The 20,159-nt window shown below is 54.9% G+C and carries 21 protein-coding genes; all 21 read left to right on the forward strand.

Annotation, left to right across the window (positions count from 1 at the left end):
- The first annotated feature begins 65 nt into the window (after positions 1-65).
- The 21 genes from KI810_RS11940 (at position 66) to KI810_RS12040 (ending at position 20,047) form a co-directional block, all read left to right on the forward strand.
- Entirely contained in the window at positions 66-1,046 is a 981-nt protein-coding gene (locus tag KI810_RS11940) for a glycosyltransferase family 2 protein (protein ID WP_214175779.1), read from the forward strand.
- 125 nt (positions 1,047-1,171) lie between these two features.
- Positions 1,172-2,671 (forward strand): tetratricopeptide repeat protein, encoded by a 1,500-nt coding sequence (locus KI810_RS11945; RefSeq protein ID WP_214175780.1) that lies wholly within the window; start codon positions 1,172-1,174, stop codon positions 2,669-2,671.
- 7 nt (positions 2,672-2,678) lie between these two features.
- Positions 2,679-3,671, forward strand: a complete 993-nt coding sequence (locus KI810_RS11950) for a glycosyltransferase family 2 protein (protein WP_214175781.1) — start codon at positions 2,679-2,681, stop codon at positions 3,669-3,671.
- Positions 3,672-4,037, forward strand: a complete 366-nt coding sequence (locus KI810_RS11955) for a four helix bundle protein (RefSeq protein ID WP_214175782.1) — start codon at positions 3,672-3,674, stop codon at positions 4,035-4,037.
- Positions 4,038-4,092: 55 nt separating this feature from the next.
- Positions 4,093-5,367, forward strand: a complete 1,275-nt coding sequence (locus tag KI810_RS11960; RefSeq protein ID WP_214175783.1) for a glycosyltransferase family 4 protein — start codon at positions 4,093-4,095, stop codon at positions 5,365-5,367.
- 97 nt (positions 5,368-5,464) lie between these two features.
- Positions 5,465-5,860, forward strand: coding sequence for an endonuclease domain-containing protein (locus KI810_RS11965; RefSeq protein WP_214175784.1), 396 nt, complete (start codon positions 5,465-5,467; stop codon positions 5,858-5,860).
- Between the two features lie 120 nt (positions 5,861-5,980).
- Complete coding sequence (locus KI810_RS11970; RefSeq protein ID WP_214175785.1) at positions 5,981-6,622, forward strand: winged helix-turn-helix transcriptional regulator; 642 nt, start codon at positions 5,981-5,983, stop codon at positions 6,620-6,622.
- Entirely contained in the window at positions 6,619-7,389 is a 771-nt protein-coding gene (gene rfbF / locus KI810_RS11975) for a glucose-1-phosphate cytidylyltransferase (RefSeq protein ID WP_214175786.1), read from the forward strand. Before KI810_RS11970 ends, rfbF begins: the two co-directional genes overlap by 4 nt.
- A 35-nt stretch (positions 7,390-7,424) precedes the next feature.
- On the forward strand, positions 7,425-8,516 hold the full coding sequence (gene rfbG / locus KI810_RS11980) for a CDP-glucose 4,6-dehydratase (protein WP_214175787.1): 1,092 nt from the start codon (positions 7,425-7,427) through the stop codon (positions 8,514-8,516).
- A gap of 55 nt (positions 8,517-8,571) precedes the next feature.
- Positions 8,572-9,987, forward strand: coding sequence for a lipopolysaccharide biosynthesis protein RfbH (gene rfbH / locus KI810_RS11985; RefSeq protein WP_214175788.1), 1,416 nt, complete (start codon positions 8,572-8,574; stop codon positions 9,985-9,987).
- 4 nt (positions 9,988-9,991) lie between these two features.
- On the forward strand, positions 9,992-10,546 hold the full coding sequence (gene rfbC / locus KI810_RS11990; RefSeq protein ID WP_214175789.1) for a dTDP-4-dehydrorhamnose 3,5-epimerase: 555 nt from the start codon (positions 9,992-9,994) through the stop codon (positions 10,544-10,546).
- Entirely contained in the window at positions 10,546-11,445 is a 900-nt protein-coding gene (locus KI810_RS11995) for an NAD-dependent epimerase/dehydratase family protein (protein ID WP_214175790.1), read from the forward strand. The genes rfbC and KI810_RS11995 overlap by 1 nt, the downstream gene beginning before the upstream one ends.
- Positions 11,446-11,786: 341 nt before the next feature.
- The gene (locus KI810_RS12000; protein WP_281412598.1) at positions 11,787-13,316 is read left to right on the forward strand and encodes a flippase; all 1,530 of its coding nucleotides are present in this window, start codon (positions 11,787-11,789) and stop codon (positions 13,314-13,316) included.
- Positions 13,313-14,233: a glycosyltransferase family 2 protein gene (locus KI810_RS12005; protein ID WP_214175792.1), complete on the forward strand. Its 921-nt coding sequence runs from the start codon at positions 13,313-13,315 to the stop codon at positions 14,231-14,233. Before KI810_RS12000 ends, KI810_RS12005 begins: the two co-directional genes overlap by 4 nt.
- Before the next feature lie 259 nt (positions 14,234-14,492).
- On the forward strand, positions 14,493-15,251 hold the full coding sequence (locus KI810_RS12010; protein WP_214175793.1) for a glycosyltransferase family 2 protein: 759 nt from the start codon (positions 14,493-14,495) through the stop codon (positions 15,249-15,251).
- The gene (locus KI810_RS17605; RefSeq protein ID WP_214175794.1) at positions 15,248-16,378 is read left to right on the forward strand and encodes a glycosyltransferase; all 1,131 of its coding nucleotides are present in this window, start codon (positions 15,248-15,250) and stop codon (positions 16,376-16,378) included. Before KI810_RS12010 ends, KI810_RS17605 begins: the two co-directional genes overlap by 4 nt.
- Positions 16,379-16,387: 9 nt before the next feature.
- Positions 16,388-16,558 (forward strand): hypothetical protein, encoded by a 171-nt coding sequence (locus KI810_RS12020; protein WP_214175795.1) that lies wholly within the window; start codon positions 16,388-16,390, stop codon positions 16,556-16,558.
- Complete coding sequence (locus KI810_RS12025) at positions 16,552-17,412, forward strand: glycosyltransferase family 2 protein (protein ID WP_214175796.1); 861 nt, start codon at positions 16,552-16,554, stop codon at positions 17,410-17,412. Before KI810_RS12020 ends, KI810_RS12025 begins: the two co-directional genes overlap by 7 nt.
- Positions 17,413-17,439: 27 nt before the next feature.
- Positions 17,440-18,363: a class I SAM-dependent methyltransferase gene (locus KI810_RS12030; protein WP_246525588.1), complete on the forward strand. Its 924-nt coding sequence runs from the start codon at positions 17,440-17,442 to the stop codon at positions 18,361-18,363.
- Between the two features lies 1 nt (position 18,364).
- Positions 18,365-19,549: a glycosyltransferase family 4 protein gene (locus KI810_RS12035; protein WP_214175798.1), complete on the forward strand. Its 1,185-nt coding sequence runs from the start codon at positions 18,365-18,367 to the stop codon at positions 19,547-19,549.
- A gap of 117 nt (positions 19,550-19,666) precedes the next feature.
- Positions 19,667-20,047, forward strand: a complete 381-nt coding sequence (locus KI810_RS12040) for a GxxExxY protein (RefSeq protein ID WP_214175799.1) — start codon at positions 19,667-19,669, stop codon at positions 20,045-20,047.
- The last annotated feature ends 112 nt before the right edge of the window (positions 20,048-20,159 follow it).

The raw sequence follows: 20,159 nt of genomic DNA on the forward strand, positions 1-20,159 counted from the left end.
AAACGGCTACCAACCATCTCATACAACACCGGGTCTGCCCGGTTTTTCTGTTTGTGGGAGAGGCAGTGACCAGTTCGAAGTCCAGGGTTTCCATCATCGTACCGGTAAAGCCGGGGGGGGCAGTGACTGCGCTTGAAGGGCTGTCCAGGATTGATTATCCCGCCGATCTGCTGGAAATAATCGTTGCCGAAGGGTCGCAACCGAGCGCGCAACGGAACCGGGCCGCCCGTGAGGCGCGGGGCGACATCCTCTATTTCCTGGACGATGACTCCCGCACCGAGCCAGATTTTCTCAACCGGGCCGTATGTCACTATATCGACCCGGCGGTGGCGGCGGTGGGGGGACCGTCCCTGACTCCCGATACCGATTCGCTCCTGCAGCGAAGCATCGGGATGGCACTTGCCTCGCCCATGGGTGGGGGGGGGATGCGGAACCGGTATCGCCGCACTGGCCATGCACGAGCGACCGGCGATCATGAACTGATCCTGTGCAATCTCAGCTTTCGCCGCGAGCTGTTTCTTGCGCTGGGGGGGCTGGACGAACGGCTCTATCCCAATGAGGAAAATGAGCTCATGGATCGGTTGCGGCGACGGGGGAGCGTCCTCATTCACGATCCCGACCTTGCGGTCTACCGGAGTCAACGGCCGACATTCCGGGCTTTCATGCGGCAGTTCCTCAATTATGGCCGGGGGCGTGCAGAGCAGACCCTCATCAGCCGGAGTTTTCGCCCCGTCTCCTTTCTCCCGGCACTCATGCTGCTCTACCTGGCATGCGTTCCGTTCGTCCCCAACCCAGTTTACTATCTGCCGCTTTTGTGGTATGCAGGTGTGCTGTTTCTTGCCGCTTGCCTCGGGTCTTTACAGACCAGGGAGTGGAAGATGTTCCCGCTACTCATGGTCGTTTTCCCGACCATCCACCTTGCCTACGGGGCGGGGCTCTGGCGTGGTTTCGTCGGCTGGCCGCTCAAGAAGCCCAGGCCAGGGGAGCCGGCAGTCACATTGCGGTGGGTGAAGGAATTTGCCGGGGGTGGAGGTGGCCGAGTCTGACAGAATCCCCCTCCCCATCCCTCCCCCGCCGGGGGAGGGGAATGAGTTCTCCCCCTGGAGGGGGGAGGAAGGAGGGGGGAGACGCAACACGCATGACAACACCACCTTCATTTTTAGGATTATCAATGCAGAAATTAGCAGACATACCGAGGCTGTATCTCTTTCTTGCGCTGTTGGGCGTCACCCTGCTCGTCTATGGAAACACCTTCCGCAACGACTGGACCTACGACGACCGGTATGTGGTGGTGGACAACCCCGATACCCATTCACTGGCGGAGTTTGCCCGGAACCAGTATCCCGGCCGCCCCGTGCGTGAACTCTCCTACATGGTCGATTACAAGCTGTTCGGAACGAACCCGGCAGGTTATCACGCCCAGCAGCTCTTCTGGCACGGCCTGAACGGCTGCCTGCTGCTGGCGGTTTTCCTTAAACTCGGTGTCGGGCCACTGCCCGCCTTTCTCGGTGTCCTGCTTTTCCTGCTGCACCCGCTGCAGGTCGAGTCGGTGGCGAATGTGGGCCATCGAAAGGAATTGCTGGCACTCTTTTTCAGCCTCACTGCCTTTCTCTGGTATATGAAAGGGATGGCATCCGGCGGGCGCAGTCGGGTTCTGTTCGTTGTCCTGGCCACACTGGCCTGTGCCGGCGCGCTTCTTTCCAACGTCTCCACTGCCTTTATGCCGCTGATTTTAGTGCTCTACGAATATCTTTTTGTTCCGGCGGAGCGACGGTTTCTGCTGCATAGACCGCTGCTGCTGGCGTGTGCCGCGATGACGCTGCTCGGAACAACGGTCTACCACTACCGGGGGATGTTTTCCGCCACCCAATTGATGGCTCCCTACACCAAGAACGGTTTCACCGACTCCCTCGACCATTTCCCCTATTACATGGGTGCACTCAAGGTCGTTGTACTCTATGCGGGCAAGATACTGATGCCGCTCAACCTGGCACCCGAGTATGCGATCCGGTTCTCCAGCGACAGGCTGCAACCTGGCGCGCTGGCCGGGGCGGCTCTGCTTGTGCTCCTCGTTTTTTGCGTAGTGTGGAATGCAAGCCGTCAGCCACTGCTTACCTTCGCCGGCGGCTGGTTTCTTCTCATGTACCTGCCGGTCGCCAATATCGTACCCATCTCGTACATGATGGCCGACCGCTACATGTATACCTGTCTGCCGGGGATTGCGCTTCTGGCTTCCTGGGTGCTCGAGCGGTGGCACTCGAAAGCATTGGTGGCTGGCTCCTGTTCCCTTCTTCTTGTACTTGCCCTCCTTACGGTCCGGCAGAACAGGTTCTGGCTGACTGAACACACCCTCTGGCGCCATGCGGTACAGGTAAACCCGGACTCCAGCTATGTCCAGTCGGGTGTAGCCGACAGCTACATCCTGACGGGTGATTTTGCCACGGCGCGGGACCATCTGCGAAAGGCCCTGGAACTTAACCGGTTCAACCTCAAGGCATACCTTACGCTGGGGAGGGTGGAGGATATGCTGGGGAATCCAGAGGCAGCACTGAAAAACTACGAAATATTCCAGGCCTACGGGGATGCGGAATTTCCCGTCGCCACGGCCCAGGTGAGGAATTATCTCCCCTATTTACGGGAGAAGGTCCGACGTCTGTCAGGACAGAAATGAGATACATATGGATTTAAGCATAGTGGTACCCATTTATAATGAGGAAGAGAACATCTCCGCCCTCCACGAAAGCATCGAGACGGCGCTGGCCCCGACCGGTCTGGAGTACGAACTGATCCTGGTGGACGACGGTTCGTCAGACGGTTCGTTCCCCCTGCTGAAGGAACTCGCGGCGCGGGACAAACGGGTCAAGGTGATCCGTTTCCGGCGCAATTTCGGCCAGACTGCCGCCATGGCGGCGGGCTTCGATGCCGCCACCGGCACGGTGGTGGTCCCGATGGACGGCGATCTGCAGAACGACCCGACGGACATCCCGCTTCTCCTGGCGAAGATCCACGAGGGGTACGACGTGGTGTCGGGGTGGCGCAAGGACCGCCAGGACACCTTCATCAATCGCAAGCTCCCCTCCATCATCGCCAACGGGATAATCTCCCGCATGACCGGTGTGCACCTCCACGACTACGGCTGCACCCTCAAGGCCTACCGGCGGGAGGTGCTGGACGGTATTAACCTGTATGGGGAGATGCACCGCTTCGTGCCGGCCCTGGCCTCCCAGGTGGGGGCCAAGGTGGCGGAACTGCCGGTGCGGCACCACCCCCGGCTCCACGGCACCAGCAAGTACGGCATCTCCCGGACCATGCGGGTCATCCTCGACCTGATGACCGTCAAGTTTCTCCTCAGCTACTCCACCAAGCCGATCCAGTTGTTCGGCAAGTGGGGGATCTACACGCTCATGGCCGGTTTCTTCAGCGGTAGCCTCACCATTTACATGAAGCTGTTCGAACATATGAGTATGAACCGCAACCCCCTCCTCATCCTCACCGCCTTCCTGCTCTTCATGGGGGTGCAGTTCATCGTTCTTGGCCTGCTCGGCGAATTGAACGCCCGTACGTACCACGAATCACAGGGGAAGTCGGTGTATGTGGTGAAGGAACGAATCAATTTGGGGGACCGGGGACCGGGGACTAGGGATTGGGGACTGGGGACTGGGGACTGGTAAATGCGGGATCATAAAGAGCTGGAAGTTTGGAAATATAGCATGGGAATGGTTACGGAGATTTACTCCCTGACGACCGCTTTCCCCAAAGAAGAGCTATATGGGTTGACAAATCAGGTACGAAGGGCGGCGGTTTCTATTCCGTCAAACATTGCCGAAGGGGCATCTCGGCAAACAGAAAAGGAATTTGTACAGTTTCTGTATATTGCGCTGGCTTCAGCGGCAGAGCTTGAGACACAAATCATAATCGCAAACAACCTGGGTTATTTGATAGATTCTGATTCGATGCTGAATAGAATTATGTCAGTTCGGAAAATGTTGAATGGATTAATCCGCCATTACCGTAATAAGGTGACAACACGTGCCTAGCTTTTCCCCAATCCCCAGTCCCCAGTCCCCAGTCCCGAGAACCCTTCGGGTTCTGATGCTCGCCCCCACCCCCTACTTTGCTGACCGGGGATGCCATGTCCGGATATATGAAGAGGCTCGTGTCCTCATGTCACGCGGTCACGAGGTCCGGATCGTTACCTATCACCTCGGCCGCGACATGCCGGGAATACCCACGGACCGCATTTCCCGTATCCCGTGGTACAAAAAGCTCACCGCCGGCCCCTCCTGGCACAAGCCCTATCTGGATATCCTCCTCTTTTTCAGGGCGCTGAAGACGGCGCGGACCTTTCGCCCCCATCTGATCCATGCCCATCTCCACGAGGGGGCCTTCATCGGCCTGTTTCTGAAAATGCTCCTCCGGATTCCCCTGCTGTTCGACTGCCAGGGGAGCCTCACCGCAGAAATCATCGACCATGGTTTCATCCGCAAGGAAACCCTGCTCCATCGCTTCTTCAGTGCACTGGAACGGTTCATCAACGGGGGGGCGGACTTTATCATCACCAGTTCAGGTGCCGCTGCCGCTGATCTGCGGGACAACTGGGGGGTTCCGCCGGGAAAGGTGCTGGGGCTCATGGACGGGGTGAACACCGATGAGTTTCTGCCCATCCCCAGGGACGAGGCACGGAAGGCGCTCAATAACTCGTCATCAACCCCCACCCCACCCTCCCCCGCTGGGGGAGGGCAAAGTGTTCTCCCCCCGGAGGGGGGAGGAAGGAGGGGGGCACGTCGAGTAGTTCACACATCATCTAGCAATATCCCCCCCGACCGGCCGCTTGCGGTCTATCTCGGACTCCTCAATGCCTACCAGGGTACTGACCTTCTCCTGGAGGCGATAACCCTTCTCAAAAAGCGGAATTGCCCGCTCCATTTTCTCATCATGGGTTTCCCTGAGGAGCCCTACCGACGGAAGGCGGAGCAGATGGGGATTGCCGAACTGGTGACCTTCACCGGCCGGATCGACTACGACGAGGCATACCGCTGGCTCAGTGCCGGCGACCTGGCCGTCTCCCCGAAAGTCTCCCTCGCCGAGGCCAACGGCAAGCTCTTCAACTACCTGGCCTGCGGTCTGCCGACGGTTGTGTTCGACACCCCCATCAACCGGGAGATCCTTGGCGATGCCGGCGTGTATGCCCGCTACGGCGATGTTTCCGATCTGGCCGCTCAACTGGAAAAGTTGTCGGGAGATAGTGCTAGACGTGCCGCCCTCGCTGCCGCCAGTCGCCGGAAAGCGGTGGAGGAGCATTCCTGGCAGGCTCGAGGGGAAGAACTCATCGCTGTTTACCGAAAGTTGATCCCTCTCCCACCCTGACCCTCCCCCGCTGGGGGAGGGAATTGCCAGGGACTAAGTGTTCCTCCCCCCAGCGGGGGGAGGTTAGGAGGGGGGATGCATCGAGGGATAGAAACAAATGTCAACCGACCGTGAGAAAACACTGTTCTTGCCGTCTCCCGTTCCAACTCCACTGCTTGAAGCTGCCCGAGCCTTTCGCCGTACGATGACTGATGCTGAACAGTTGTTATGGTATTGTTTGCGTCGCAAGCAGTTAGGCGGGTTCCGATTTCGCCGCCAGCATCCGGTGGAACGATTTGTTCTAGATTTTTACTGTTGCGAAGCAAAATTGGCAATTGAGCTTGATGGTGGACAGCATAATGCTCCGGATGCAAAGATTCGGGATGCTGAACGTACGGCATTCTTGGCAACTCATGATATTAAGGTCATTCGGTTCTGGAACAGCGAGGTTTTATCAAATACGGAGGGAGTTTTGCAGAGAATTTATGATGCGTTGAATGAGCAGGGTACCTGAATGTTATTCTTCGTGCCTTCTTCCCCCTCCCTGACCCTCCCCCGCTGGGGGAGGGGACAACTGTTCATATGATGAACATTTCCCTTGCCTCTTTATGGTATTTCCGGTACTGTTCATTCCATGAACGATCACAGTGACAAGTCCGTCGATTCGTACCGTTCCTTCCTCCTCCTCTCCGAAATTGCCGGCGAGGAACCCCTCTCCCAGCGGGAACTTTCCCGTAGGGCCGGCATTGCGGTGGGGCTGGTGAATTCCTACCTGAAAAACCTGGTGGCCAAGGGGTACGTGCGGGTCAAGAACTTCCCCCGCAACCGCTACGCCTATCTCCTCACCCCCACGGGCATTGCCGAGAAGAGCCGGCTTGCCTACCAGCACCTGAGCTATTTCACCAATCTCTACACCGTTGCCCGGCAGGACTACCTGGCGCTCTTTCTGTCACTCAAGGCCGAAGGTGTAATGAAGGTAGTGTTCTGTGGTGTGGACGAGGTTGCGGAAATTGCGTACCTCTCCCTGCAGGAGGCGGGGCTCGAACTGGTCGCGGTTCTGGACGATGTCGTTCCGGGGGAGAAGTTCTTCGGTCTGCAGGTTATGGAGATCGCGCCGGGGATTGCATCGGGCAATGACACTATCGTTATCTCTTCGCTGAAGCGGATGGGGGAACTCCGGGAACAGTTGGAACACCTCGGTGTGCCGGAACGGAGAATCCGTTCTGCCAGCGAAGGGGTACGAAATGTAAAAGAACATACCAGGGAGGTTGCATGAAAGTCGTCATACTTGCCGGGGGATTGGGGACGCGCCTCAGTGAAGAGACGGTGGTGCGGCCGAAGCCGATGGTTGAGATCGGCGGCAGGCCGATTCTCTGGCACATCATGAAGATTTACTCCCACTACGGGTTCAACGACTTTGTCATCTGCCTCGGCTTCAAGGGGTACATGATCAAGGAGTACTTCTCCAACTACTTCCTGCATATGAGCGACGTCACGTTCGACATGCGCAGCAACAGCATGGAGGTGCATCAGCAGTATGCCGAACCATGGAAAGTGACGCTGGTGGATACGGGGATGGACTCCATGACGGGGGGGCGTCTCAAGCGTGTTGCGCCGTACCTGGAGAACGAAACGTTCATGCTCACCTACGGAGACGGGGTCGCGAATGTCGATGTCGCCGAGCTGGTGCGTTACCACGGAAGCCACGGCAAGCCGGCCACGGTGACCTCTACCCAGCCTTCCGGCCGCTTCGGTGCCTTGAACATGGGAGAGGACGGCACAATCCTCTCTTTCCAGGAAAAGCCTGCCGGAGATGGTTCCTGGATCAACGGCGGCTTTTTCGTCCTTGAGCCGTCGATTCTCGATCGTATCGCCGGTGATGGGACAATCTTCGAGAAAGAACCGCTGGAGGGGCTTGCCCGGGATGGGCAGCTGATGGCGTTTAAGCACAGCGGGTTCTGGCAGCCGATGGATACCTTGCGGGACAAACAGCATCTGGAGGAGCTCTGGAACAGCGGACGGGCACCGTGGAAACTGTGGTAATAAGGGATTGGGGACCAGGGACTGGGGACGGGGGAATGGTGAATTCAGGATTTTGGCAGGGGAAGCGCGTTTTCCTTACGGGGCACACTGGTTTCAAGGGCTCTTGGTTATGTCTTTGGTTGGCTAGTCTCGGTGCGGAAGTGACCGGCTATGCGCTGGAGCCGCCGACTGTGCCGAGTCTCTATGAGTCGGCAAGGGTAGGGGAACTGGTCACGTCAATCACTGCTGACGTGCGGGACCTGGACCGGCTCAAGGGGGAGATGACGAAGGCTGCCCCGGAGATCGTGATCCACATGGCGGCCCAGCCGCTGGTGCGGGACTCCTACAAGATTCCGGTGGAGACCTATGCCGTCAACGTCATGGGGACGGTCAACCTGCTTGAGGCGGTGCGCAACTGCCCGAGCGTCCGGGCCGTGGTCAACGTCACGACCGACAAGGTTTACGAGAACCGGGAATGGGTCTGGGGATACCGGGAGAACGAGCCGTTTGGCGGGTACGACCCCTATTCGAACAGCAAGGCCTGCTCCGAACTGGTTACCGCCGCCTACCGCTCCTCATATTTTGCGACGCAAGAGTTCAACAGTTCAACGATTCAACGCCACGGCGCAGCCGTGGCCACCGCCCGGGCCGGCAACGTCATCGGCGGCGGCGACTGGGCCACCGACCGGCTTATCCCCGATATCATCCGCGCCATTCTGGCCGGCGAGCCGGTGCGGATTCGCAACCCCCATGCCATCCGTCCCTGGCAGCACGTGCTGGAGCCGCTTTCCGGCTACATGGTGCTTGCGCAGCGGCTGTACGAGGATGGCGCGCGGTACGGGGAAGGATGGAACTTCGGTCCTGCCGAGAGTGATGCCCGGCCGGTGGAGTGGCTGGTAAAACGTCTCTGTGAACGGTGGGGGGAGGGGGCGAGCTACGAGCTCGACCAGGGGAAGCATCCCCACGAGGCCCGCTATCTGAAGCTCGACTGCTCCAAAGCCAGGGCGGAACTGGGGTGGCAGCCCCGCTGGAGTCTTGAGGCGGCGCTTGAGAGCATCGTGGCGTGGACGAAGATGTATCGCGATGGCGGTGATCTGCGGAGTGCCTGTCTTGCCCAGATCAGAGCATATAGTGGGGAGTGGTGTTGAGGCGCTGGAATGTTTGAGGTGTCTCAACTGTTTATAGCACTAATAGGAGGTTGACGTGGAAGGTGCGAGAGGGACGGAGCAGGAATTGAGGGATGCGGCGATCCAGGCTGCACTCAACTATTATGAATTCCGGCACAAGCCGGTGAAGCCTTTTGTTCCCGGCGATCGCATCCCGTACGCCGGCCGGGTGTTCGACACACAGGAAATTGCGAACCTGATCGATGCGTCCCTGGATTTCTGGCTCACCACCGGACGGTACGCGGAAGAATTCGAGCAGAAATTTGCCGGGTTCCTTGGCGTACAGCACTGCTCCCTGACCAACTCCGGCTCCTCCGCGAATCTGCTTGCCTTCATGGCGCTCACCTCGCCAAAGCTGGGTGAGAGGCGGATCAACCGAGGTGACGAAGTCATCACCGTCGCCGCCGGGTTTCCGACCACGGTTGCGCCGATCATCCAGTACGGGGCCGTGCCGGTGTTCGTGGACGTATCTCTCCCCACCTACAACATCGATGTGACCCAACTGGAGGCAGCTCTTTCTGATCGCACCAGAGCGGTGATGGTAGCCCACACCCTGGGGAACCCGTTCGACATCGCTGCCGTAAAGTCTTTCTGTGACCGGCACGACCTCTGGCTCATCGAGGACAACTGCGACGCCCTGGGCTCCCGCTACAAGTTCAACGATGCATCTTCAACTCCTCAACTTTCAACTGTCAACGAGTTCCACTATACCGGCACCTTCGGCCATATCGGCACTTCCAGCTTCTACCCCCCCCACCACATGACCATGGGAGAAGGGGGGGCGGTCTACACCAATGATATGCAGCTGAAACGTCTCGTGGAATCCTTCCGGGACTGGGGGCGGGACTGCTGGTGCCCTTCCGGCAGGGACAACACCTGCGGCAACCGGTTCGGCCAGCAGTTCGGCGAACTCCCCTTTGGCTATGACCACAAGTACGTCTATTCCCATTTCGGCTACAACCTGAAGGTGACCGACATGCAGGCGGCCATCGGCTGCGCCCAGCTGGAGAAGCTTCCGGGCTTTATCGAGGCCAGAAAGAAGAACTGGCAGCTGTTGCGCGATGGGCTGGCCGGCCTGGAAGACCGCCTGGTTCTGCCGGAGGCAACCGAAAATTCCGATCCCTCCTGGTTCGGCTTTCTGCTCACTGTGCGGGAAGGGTCACGACTCAGCCGCGAACGGATGGTGCATCACCTGGAAGGAAAGGGGATCCAGACCCGGATGCTCTTTGCCGGCAACCTGATCAAGCACCCCTGTTTCGATGAGATGAGGGCCGCCGGTAAGGGCTTTAGAGTTGTTTCCACTTCAAAATTCAACATTCAAAATTCATCATTACTCCCTGTCACCGACCGGATCATGCGGGACACCTTCTGGGTAGGGGTCTATCCGGGGATGATGGAGGAGATGGTGGGGTACATGATTGAGACAATCCGCGATAGCGTGGGGAAACAGTAGGGATATGGATATCCGGGAGACCGCCATACCGGGGTGTTATGAACTGACACCCCCCGTTTTCCGCGACGAGAGAGGGCTCTTTGTCAAGACCTTCCACGAGGAGGTATTTGCACGACACAATCTTGCGACCCGTTATGCAGAGGAATACTATTCACTTTCCGGGGCGAATGTGCTGCGAGGGCTCCATTTTCAGCTTCCTCCCAAGGATCATGTGAAACTCGTCACCTGTGTCGCCGGTGAGGTATTTGATGTAGTGCTCGATCTCAGAGCAGACTCCCCGACGTACGGTCGGTTTGAGACCTTCTCCCTCAGCGACGGGAGGGCAAACATGCTTTACATCCCGGCGGGACTCGCCCATGGCTTCTGCGTCACTGCGGCCCCGGCCCTCATGCTCTACAAGGTGACGTCAGTCTATTCACCAGAGCACGACGCCGGCATCCGCTGGGATTCAGCCGGCATTCCCTGGCCAATCGACCGGCCGGTCGTCTCGGCCCGGGATGCCGGGTTCGTGCCGCTCTCCGCGTTTGAAAGTCCGTTCCGCTATGGAGGGGGAGACTAATGGCGTCGAGAAAGGCACTTCTGACCGGAGCAACCGGTTTTATCGGTTCCCATGTTGCCCGCCGGCTGGTGGAGAGCGGCTGGTCGGTGCACGTGATTCTGCGTGCCGATTCCGATCTGTCACCGATCTCTGGCATTCTTGACCGCATCACCGTCCATCGTCACGACGGCTCCACAGAAGGGCTGGAGGATATCGTCCGCCAAGTCGCGCCTGACACGGTGTTCCATCTGGCGTCCCTCTTCCTGGCCCAGCACCGACCCGAGGATGTGGAATCGCTGGTCAGGAGCAATGTGTTGTTCGGTGCCCAACTCCTGGAAGCGATGGTGAAGCATGGGGTGCGCCGGCTGGTCAACACCGGCACGTCCTGGCAACATTATGAGAGCCGGGATTATTCGCCGGTGAATCTCTATGCTGCAACCAAACAGGCCTTCGAGGACATCCTGCGGTACTACGTGGAGGCGACGTCACTTCGCGCAATTTCGCTGAAGCTGTTCGATACCTATGGCCCCGGCGATCCCCGTCCGAAGCTCTTCACCCTGCTGCGCCGCGTGGCGCAGGAGCAGCAGCCATTGGCCATGTCGCCGGGTGAACAGCTGATCGATCTTGTCTATATCGATGACGTAACAGATGCCTTTCTCATGGCTGCCGAACGCCTGCTAGCGGATTTAGTCCCTGGCCACGAGAGCTATGCCGTTTCTTCCGGCGCGCCGGTCAGGCTCCGGGAACTGGTTGAGACCTATGGTCGGGTGCTCGATAGGCCGCTGCCGATCCAGTGGGGGGGGCGTTCCTACCGGGAACGTGAGGTGATGGTTCCCTGGAATGCCGGCAAGTCCCTGCCGGGTTGGAGACCGAAGGTGGGGCTTGAGGAGGGGATTGAACGGATGGAAGGGGCGCATTGAGTTCACGGCATGAGATGCAACCCGAAAAGCGCGGCAGGTCTGGAAGATCGGAAGAAAATGCCGCGGGATAACTGTCTACAGGGAATTGTGTCGCTATTACAACCTTCCGCTTTTTGCGGTTCTTTCCTGTCTTAACGGGCTGGTACGCCCTTTGCGGAAGCTATTTTGAGGCGTGTTGACAAGCGCCGTTGTGGCAAGCCTGCAGATTGAAATGTCGAATGTTACGATGGGCTGTTTTGCCGGGCAACCCACTCCTATGGGCGGGATTTAAGATTACGGCTAGGCTTAGGCATAAAGATGTTCTTGTTAGATAAAACCACTAAATTCTGTTAGGTACTTATTTGAGTTCAGAGACAAGTTCACGAATAGCAAAAAACTCTCTGTTCAATGTTATCAGGACCATTCTTACCGTCCCCATAACACTGATGCTGACTCCTTATGTTATTAGGCACTTGGGGAAAGAAGAGTTTGGCATTTGGGCTTTGGTCGGGGTCATTTCATCTTATGCCCAACTAAGCGATTTCGGTATTACTGAGAGCCTTATCAAATTCATTGCCGAGTACAAGGCACATGACGATACGCAACGTCTTAATCAGCTGATTAGTACCGCTCTTGTTGTATATCTGCTCCTGAGCGTGGTTTCTTGTGGCATATTTATTATGGTGTTGCCATTTGTCATTGAATGGATGCTGAGTATTCCGCAGGTACACCAAGGCAAGGCGACCCATGTCTTCACCATTGCCATTATCCTTTTCTCTATAAATATGCTGATGGGGGTTTTTGGTTCACTGATTATAGGTTTCCAGCGGATGGGCTACAGCAATCTTATCGCACTGACTTCAACTGTCATTACCGCGTGCGGTACCGTCATTTTTATTTCACATGGGTATGGCTTGTCGGGACTTATCTACAATAATGCAATTGTAACTGTCTTTGTTATTGTCTCGAATGTATTTGTGACCAAACGATTGTTTCCGCGCTTGAAAGTCAATCCCTTTACTTATTTTAGCCGGGAAATATTGGGAAAGATCTTTTCCTTCAGTTGGAAGGTGCAGGTAACGAACCTCACTCAGTTGATGGTGTATCAGTTGGACAGGGTGCTATTGAGTCATTATATCGGGCTTGAGGCGGTTAGTTACTATGAAGTTGCCAACAGAATAGCTACCCAGGCCAGAAGTTTTATCGCATCAATCTTTTCCCCGATGGTACCTGCCGCCTCTGCGCTACATGCGACCGATGAACATGAAAAAGTAGCTGCACTCTATCGCAGGTCATTCAAATACATGACCATGGCAGCGATACCGTTTTCGTTTCTGGTTATAGCCCTTGCACATCCTTTTGTCAGGACATGGATGGGAACTGGCTATGAGGTGAGTGCCTTGACGATGCAGTTGCTGATGGCAGCGTATATGGTAGCCCTTATGACGGGGCCAGGGGCGTTCATTCTTAACGGGATAAACAAACCGCAGATAAGCATGAAGTCATCGGTCGTGGCGGGAGTGATGAATCTGGTGTTATGCCTGACTCTCGTTCAATGGCTCGGCTATTACGGCATCATCATTGGTATTCTCATATCAATCTTCGTTTCAGGAATTTACTTTATATGGAATGCGCACCGGAATATCCAGAACCTTACTTGGGATATGTATACCCAGAGTATTTTGCGACCTTTTTTCACAGCGTTATGTGCGGGATTAGCGTTGCTCGTCCTTGACGTCATATACCCTCTTACGGGCTATGTAGTCCTTTCCATAGTAGGTATTCTTTACTCGGTTGCGGTTGGTGTCGCAATGTCTAGCGGGAAATATCTCGATGATTTTGATCGTTTGACGATAATGAAGCTAAATCCTCTGAAGGTTATCAGGTTTTGACACAATACAACGTTCATAAAGTCAGTGTCTGTATACCGACCTATAATTACGGCAGGTTTATCGCCGATGCTATAGAATCAGTGCTGGCTCAAACGTTTTCCGACTATGAACTCATTATTTCAGATAACTGTTCAGATGATAATACCAGGCATATTGTTGAGAAATATACAATAAGTGATTCCCGGATACGCTACTACTGTAATGAGCAAAATATCGGGATGGTGGGGAATTGGAACCGCTGCCTTGAACTGGCACAAGGGGAATATGTAAAAATCCTATGCGCTGATGATCTGCTGGAACCGATATGTCTTGAAGAGTCGGTAAATGCCCTTGAATGCTATACTAATGCTGTATTGGTCTCCGGTGCCCGTTTGTTAGTAGATACCCACCTTAAACCTGTGGCTAAACATTCCTTCGGTGATAGTTTACAGGTGGTCCTTGGCACTGACGTCATACAGCGGTGTCTTGTCGAAGGAAATCTAATCGGCGAACCAACATCTGTCCTTTTTAGGAGAGCTCTTGCCGTTCGTGGATTTGATACTGCCTATCAGCAGATTACCGATATGGAGATGTGGTTTCATATTCTTGAGAACGGGTACTTTGCGTTTGTGCCTGATGTGATTTGCCGATATCGTCAGCATGAAGATCAGGAGACGCAGACCAACCGCAAGTCACTGTCAATTGTTGAGGACCAGTTTACTCTGTATGGAGGGTATCTAGAAAAACCTTATGTTAAATATGGCTTTCTGGAAAGAGAAGAAATCCTGTTTAATGTTGCCTTCCATGCTTGGAGTCAACGGATTCTCGGGGTTGACCTCAAATCAGTGATTCGGTGTATCGCTCGGCATTTCGGCCTAATGAAATTTTTTGTACTGCTTGCGTTGAAAACTTTGAAACGCCGATTTTCCGCATCATAATGGGCTACGATAATATGATCGTTTTTCAGTTATAAAAGAGATGTTGGCCTCTGATACCCTTTGCTGATTAGTATATCTTCGGTGGGTTTGTTTAAAGCGGACTCTAGTGTGCAGGATTATTGTGATGAAAATCCCCCAGACATACATGCCATTCGTGCAGAGCCAGCTAGGGTCGCTAATGTCCCTCCCCGCAGTTCCGGGGCGGTTGGGGGAAGGGGGGAGCAGAACTTCCTGTACGCAAAACGAGTCTTTTCCCGGTATGCCTCTGGTGTCAATTGTAACCAGTGTTTTTAACGATGGACAGCACCTTGAGAAAACCATCAGGAGCGTTATCAGTCAATCATATGAATGTATCGAGTACATCATTATTGACGGCGGTTCACGGGATGAAACCCTTGATATTCTGAGCACCTATGCAGATAAAATTGATTATTGGGTCAGTGAACCTGACCGTGGCATATATGATGCTTGGAACAAGGCCCTGAGCGTAGCGAACGGCGAGTGGATAGCATTCTTGGGTAGTGGGGATATCTATCTTGATGATGCCGTTGGCGAATATATTCGGTATATCCAGAATTCCGCTTGTGAACGGGAATTTGTTTCGGCACGCATTGAAATCACTAATCCTGTGACTGAAAAAGGATGGATTTTCGGCGACGCCTGGAATTGGCAAGAATTTAAAAAAAACATGACTGTCGCTCATCCGGGAGCATTTCACAATCGGCGGTTATTTCAGCGCTACGGGATGTTTGATGCTTCTTATCGCATTGCCGGCGACTATGAATTATTGCTACGGGCAAGAGAGAAGCTGCGAACAGGATTCCTTGATACGGTGACTGTTCAGATGCTGGGGGACGGGGCCAGCACGAATCTTGAAGTTTTTCGTGAAAATTACAGGGCAAAGACAGTGTCCGGTGGGCGAAACAGGTTCATCTGTTACCTTGAGGAAAAACGTAAATGGTGGTCAATAGCAAAGCATCATATTCCCAAGTCCTGTAGCCTAGGGCGTAATCAGTGAATATCGCTTTTTGCACCCGCAGTGACTTTCTCTCCGTTAGGGGGGGCGACACGATCCAACTCCTGCAGACTCGGGAACTGCTCCAGAACAGCTATGGAGCGAATGTTGATGTCGTTGCCGACCCGGAGAAACTGAATGCAGCAGATTACGACCTCTGCCACATTTTCAATATCCAGAAAATCGAGGATACGAAAGCCTATCTGACAAAATGCCGTACCGCCGGGGTGAAAGTTGCCCTTTCTCCCGTCCTGTGGGATTTCTCTGCTGTCGTATCCTATACCTTTATGGTAAAACGCCTCTCCGCATGCCAGTTGTCGGAGCGGCGAATAGATTTGGCTTCCCGGTTGCTCAAGCTTCTTGCTGGTGTTGTTGGAATGCCGACAATATACACGCACAATCACCGTGAGTATCTGCGGCAGACCCTTTCCGCTGCCGATCTGCTGCTGCCCAATTCGGTTGAGGAGGCGGATGTGCTGGCCCGATTGTCGGGGCTTGATCCCGATGAGCTGCTGGCGAAAACACGACCGGTCGTGAATGCTGTTACGGTTGCCGAGCCAAAACCGGCTACAGATGCCGACTTTGGCGTGATGAACCATTTGCCGTCCGGTTACATCCTTCAGGTGGGGCGGATCGAACCGGGGAAGAACCAGTATTCCACCGTCAAGGCGTTGATGGATGACGGGCACCTTCCGATCCTCTTTGTCGGGAATCAACGGGTTAACCCGGCCTATTTCCGTGTGGTCGAGGAGTTGGGGCGACGGCGGGGGAATGTGTATTTCATCGACGAGGTCCCCCACGAGCATCTGCCCCTGTTCTACCGGAATGCTGCCCTTCACGTTCTCCCTTCACTCGGAGAAACCACGGGGCTGGTGAGCCTGGAGGCGTTAGGGTACGGCTGTCGGTCGGTGGTGGCTGATGGGCGTTACTGCCCTTTTGAAACCTATTTTGCCGGGTTTGCAACCCCGGTCGATCCATTGAATTATGGCTCCATACGGAAGGGGATATTTGCCGAGCTTGCCACGGAACGGGATATGTCGGCAATCAGCAGGCGGATTAGGCAAGATTTTTCATGGGATAAGGCGGCACAGCAGACGCATGAGGCATATATACGGCTATTGGTCGGCTAGGATGAGGCGATGCAGATACTGAGAAAAGCAGCTTGGAACGGAGTGCTGGCACCGAAACGGCTCATGGGGTTGTTTGTCCTGACCATCGACCGTGACGCCGTGGCTGTTACCTATCTCAAGGGTGACGGTGTCGAGATCGATGTGTTGCATAACCTTATATGTGCAGGCGGTTCGTGCTGAATTCCCTTCGAATAGCTGCCGTCGTGGTTCTGTACCATCCCGGTCCTGAGGTGGTCGCTAATATCCGAACCTGGGCTGGTCAGGTGGAGGCCATCTTTGCGGTTGACAATACGGAGGGGGACGTTTCCGCCGCTGTCTCCGCAATTGCCGCCTTGGACAAGGTGGTTCTTGTCCGCAACGGAGAGAACGAGGGAATAGCTCGCGCACTGAACATCGGCGCGGAAATGGCGCTTGCCGAGGGCTGCGATTTCCTTCTCACCATGGACCAGGACAGTAGCGCAGCGCCGGACATGGTGGAGAAGATGCTGTTTTGTCTTGATGGACAGGATCCTGCCAAGGTTGGTATTGTTTCCCCTTTTCATGTTACGAGAGCGGAACCAGCACCAAAAGGGAGTTGTCATTCTTGTCGCGAAGTGCTGACGGTAATGACGTCGGGTAACCTGCTTAATTTATCGGTGTATAAAGCGGTAGGCCCTTTTATGGATGAACTTTTCATTGATTTTGTGGATCACGAGTATTGTCTGCGGTTGCGTGAAAAAGGTTACAAGACAATACAGTCAAACCGTGCACTTCTTGAACATAATGTCGGGGACATTCATAAATACTGGATATTCATTGCCACTAACCATTCACCCCTCAGAAGATATTACAAAACGAGAAACAGATTCTACGTAGTCGATAGATACAAATCGGTTGCACCGCGGTTTTATTATGAAAACTTTGTCAGATTTGCAAAAGAGGTTATTGTCATTGCGTTTTTTGAACACAAAAAAATTGAGAAATTCAAGATGATTGTAGCAGGTTATTGTGACTACAAAAAAGGGGTATTGGGCAAGTTCGCCGGCAAGAGCTGATTGCGGATATTACCTAGAGTGACCGATATGGATTTTGTGAAACAAGCCGAGACCGGCCGTCTGGTCTCTCCTAAAACCCGGGAACGACTTTTCTATGATGAAGACAGCTCCAAACTCATTACCCAAGACAAAACCGAGTCATATTCAGTGCTGAACGGGAAAGTACCAGTCATGGTTATTGACCCCGAATGGGCTGGGGAATATGCAGACTCGTCCCGTCAGATGGTGAACGAGTATATGCCGGAGAACTGTCTAAAGATTTTCCTGAGAAAGTGCGTCGAGTCCCTCCGGGAGAAGGATTTTCGTTCGGTGGCTTCCATTGAAGCTTTCAACAGTATTTTCGAAGGAGACGATGACGACAGGCTGTTTCTATCGGTGGGAGGGGGGCCCCAGCGGCCCCATCCTGCTCTGGTCAACCTGAACATCGGTCCTTTCCCCAATGTCGACATCATTGCCGATGCCCATCAGCTCCCTTACGGTGACGAGAGTGTCGATGCCATTTACTGCGAGGCGGTGCTGGAGCATTTGCAGGAGCCGAAAAATGCCATTGCCGAGATGTGGCGGGTTTTGAAGCCGGAAGGCAGGGTCTATGCCATTACGCCTTTTTTGCAGGCTTATCATGGATATCCTTATCATTTCCAGAACTACACGTTGACCGGGCACACGTACGCATTTGAGTCTCTTGGTTTCGATATTGTTGCCTCCGGCCCCTGTGTCGGTCCGATGAACGCAGTCGTCGGCGTTATTTCGACCTTCATGAAGGAGTATCTCCCGAAAATCATCGGAGTACCGCTAAGATTCATTTGGGAGATGGTGGGGCTCATGGTATTGAAACCGTTCGACAAACTTCTGCTGAAAAGACCCAATGCCTATGTGCTTGCATCGACCACCTACCTTCTTGCCAGAAAGAAACCAGTTGTTGAAACAGATAAACCCTTGGAGAAAGCCTGATTTGAAAATCGTTTTTCTCGCACCGTTCGGCATCCGCCCCAAGGGGACGGTTATCGCCCGCATGGTCCCGCTGGCGGCCGCGCTCCAGGAGTCGGGCCATACCGTTACCATCATTGCACCCCCCTACACGAACCCTGAGGACTCGGGAAAGACGGAGGTGGTTCGGGGAGTTGCGGTACGCAACGTCGCACTCGGGCCTCGTAATAAGGCCCTGGCTGCGCCGGTCCTGGCGGGGCGGATGTTTCGGACCATGCTGGCTGAAAAGCCCGATTTGGTCCATCTCTTCAAGCCGAAGGGGTACGGCGGCCTGGCAGCCATGCTCCACCTTCTTCTCCAACGGCTGGGGGTGCGCCTTCCCCCACTCTTCGTGGACATGGATGACTGGGAAGGGGGAGAGGGAATGAATGCCCTCCATCAGTATTCGCGGCTGGAACGCCGGGTCTACGACTTCCAGGAAGCATGGCTTCCTCCACGGGCCGCCGGCGTGACCGCTGCGAGCCGTACCCTTGAGGAGCGGGTACGGAGCATGGGGGTGGAGAGGGTACTTTACCTTCCCAATTGCGTCGAAGCGGTAGCTCCGGGTAGCGGCGCCGTCGCCAGGGAGAAGCTGGGGATTCCACCCGGTGCACCGGTGGTGCTGCTCTACACGCGCTTTTTCGAATTCGACCAGGAGAAGCTCCACGTCCTCTTTGCCGAGATCTGCCGGCGGGTTCCCCAGGTCAGATTCCTGGTGGTGGGGAAGGGGCGGAACAACGAAGAAGCCCTTCTCCTCCAGGCGGGCGAGCGGATGGGCTTTGCCCCGGCCCTGGTCGTGGCGGGGTGGGTTGAGCCGACCGACCTCCCCGATTATCTGGCTGCGGGGGATGTTGCCATCTACCCCTTTGCCGATACCCTGGTCAACCGGGCCAAGTGTCCTGCAAAACTGACCGAACTGCTGCGCGCCGGCGTGCCGGTAGTGGCCGACCGGGTGGGACAGCTGGCGGAGTACATCAGTGCGGACGCCTCCGGCATCCTCTGCGACCCGGACGACTGGCAGGAGATGGCGGATCGGGTGGTGGAACTGCTCCTCGATCCATCGAGAGGGCGAACTCTGGGTGAAACGGGAAGACGTTACCTTCTTGAGCAGTTCAGCTGGCGGGATTTTTCGCTGCAGTTGCAGGAGTTTTATTTACAGCGAAAGGCTTAACGCAGGGACGCAAGGACGCAGGGGGAACACCCGGAAAAGCTTATTTGAATCTTTTTGTTTGGTTATACCTGTTTTCCTGCGCCTCTGCGTTAGGTATTTACTGAGCAAGGGCAAATTATGATCGAAAACCAGATAAGCGGAAATATTGTCGCTTGTGCTGTTGAGGTTCATAGAAATCTCGGTGGTCCCGGCTTATTGGAAAATGTCTATGAAGAAGCATTGGCTTGGGAACTGCAACAACGTGGCTTCGTAGTTGAGCGCCAGAAAACCGTGCCGGTAAAGTATAAGGGGAATCTGTTGGCCTCACCACTTCGCCTCGATTTATTGGTTGAAAATCAGATTATCGTTGAAGTGAAGGCAGCTGCTCAATATAACCCGATATTTGAGGCACAGGCGCTGACCTACTTGAGAATGCTTGATCTGAAACTTGCTTTGGTAATCAACTTCGGGGAAAAGTTTGTAAAAGATGGTATTCACCGGGTAGTAAATGGTTTGTGATTTTTGATGCTTAACGCAGAGACGCCAATGCACAGGGGAAAACTGGAAAGGCTTTTTGAGTAAGCTTTGGTTTATTGTTTTTCCTGCGTCTCCGCGTCCCTGTGCCTCTGCG

This window comes from Geomobilimonas luticola, from assembly GCF_018476905.1.
Taxonomy (GTDB): domain Bacteria; phylum Desulfobacterota; class Desulfuromonadia; order Geobacterales; family Geobacteraceae; genus Geomobilimonas; species Geomobilimonas luticola.

Excerpts from the sequence above, each read along its gene's own strand:
- KI810_RS11945 (WP_214175780.1), top strand. The coding sequence starts at position 1,172 with ATGCAGAAATTAGCAGACATACCGAGGCTGTATCTCTTTCTTGCGCTG.
- KI810_RS11950 (WP_214175781.1), top strand. The coding sequence starts at position 2,679 with ATGGATTTAAGCATAGTGGTACCCATTTATAATGAGGAAGAGAACATC.
- KI810_RS11955 (WP_214175782.1), top strand. The coding sequence starts at position 3,672 with ATGCGGGATCATAAAGAGCTGGAAGTTTGGAAATATAGCATGGGAATG.
- KI810_RS11960 (WP_214175783.1), top strand. The coding sequence starts at position 4,093 with ATGCTCGCCCCCACCCCCTACTTTGCTGACCGGGGATGCCATGTCCGG.
- KI810_RS11965 (WP_214175784.1), top strand. The coding sequence starts at position 5,465 with ATGTCAACCGACCGTGAGAAAACACTGTTCTTGCCGTCTCCCGTTCCA.
- KI810_RS11970 (WP_214175785.1), top strand. The coding sequence starts at position 5,981 with ATGAACGATCACAGTGACAAGTCCGTCGATTCGTACCGTTCCTTCCTC.
- rfbF (WP_214175786.1), top strand. The coding sequence starts at position 6,619 with ATGAAAGTCGTCATACTTGCCGGGGGATTGGGGACGCGCCTCAGTGAA.
- rfbG (WP_214175787.1), top strand. The coding sequence starts at position 7,425 with ATGGTGAATTCAGGATTTTGGCAGGGGAAGCGCGTTTTCCTTACGGGG.
- rfbC (WP_214175789.1), top strand. The coding sequence starts at position 9,992 with ATGGATATCCGGGAGACCGCCATACCGGGGTGTTATGAACTGACACCC.
- KI810_RS11995 (WP_214175790.1), top strand. The coding sequence starts at position 10,546 with ATGGCGTCGAGAAAGGCACTTCTGACCGGAGCAACCGGTTTTATCGGT.
- KI810_RS12010 (WP_214175793.1), top strand. The coding sequence starts at position 14,493 with ATGCCTCTGGTGTCAATTGTAACCAGTGTTTTTAACGATGGACAGCAC.
- KI810_RS12020 (WP_214175795.1), top strand. The coding sequence starts at position 16,388 with ATGCAGATACTGAGAAAAGCAGCTTGGAACGGAGTGCTGGCACCGAAA.
- KI810_RS12030 (WP_246525588.1), top strand. The coding sequence starts at position 17,440 with ATGGATTTTGTGAAACAAGCCGAGACCGGCCGTCTGGTCTCTCCTAAA.
- KI810_RS12040 (WP_214175799.1), top strand. The coding sequence starts at position 19,667 with ATGATCGAAAACCAGATAAGCGGAAATATTGTCGCTTGTGCTGTTGAG.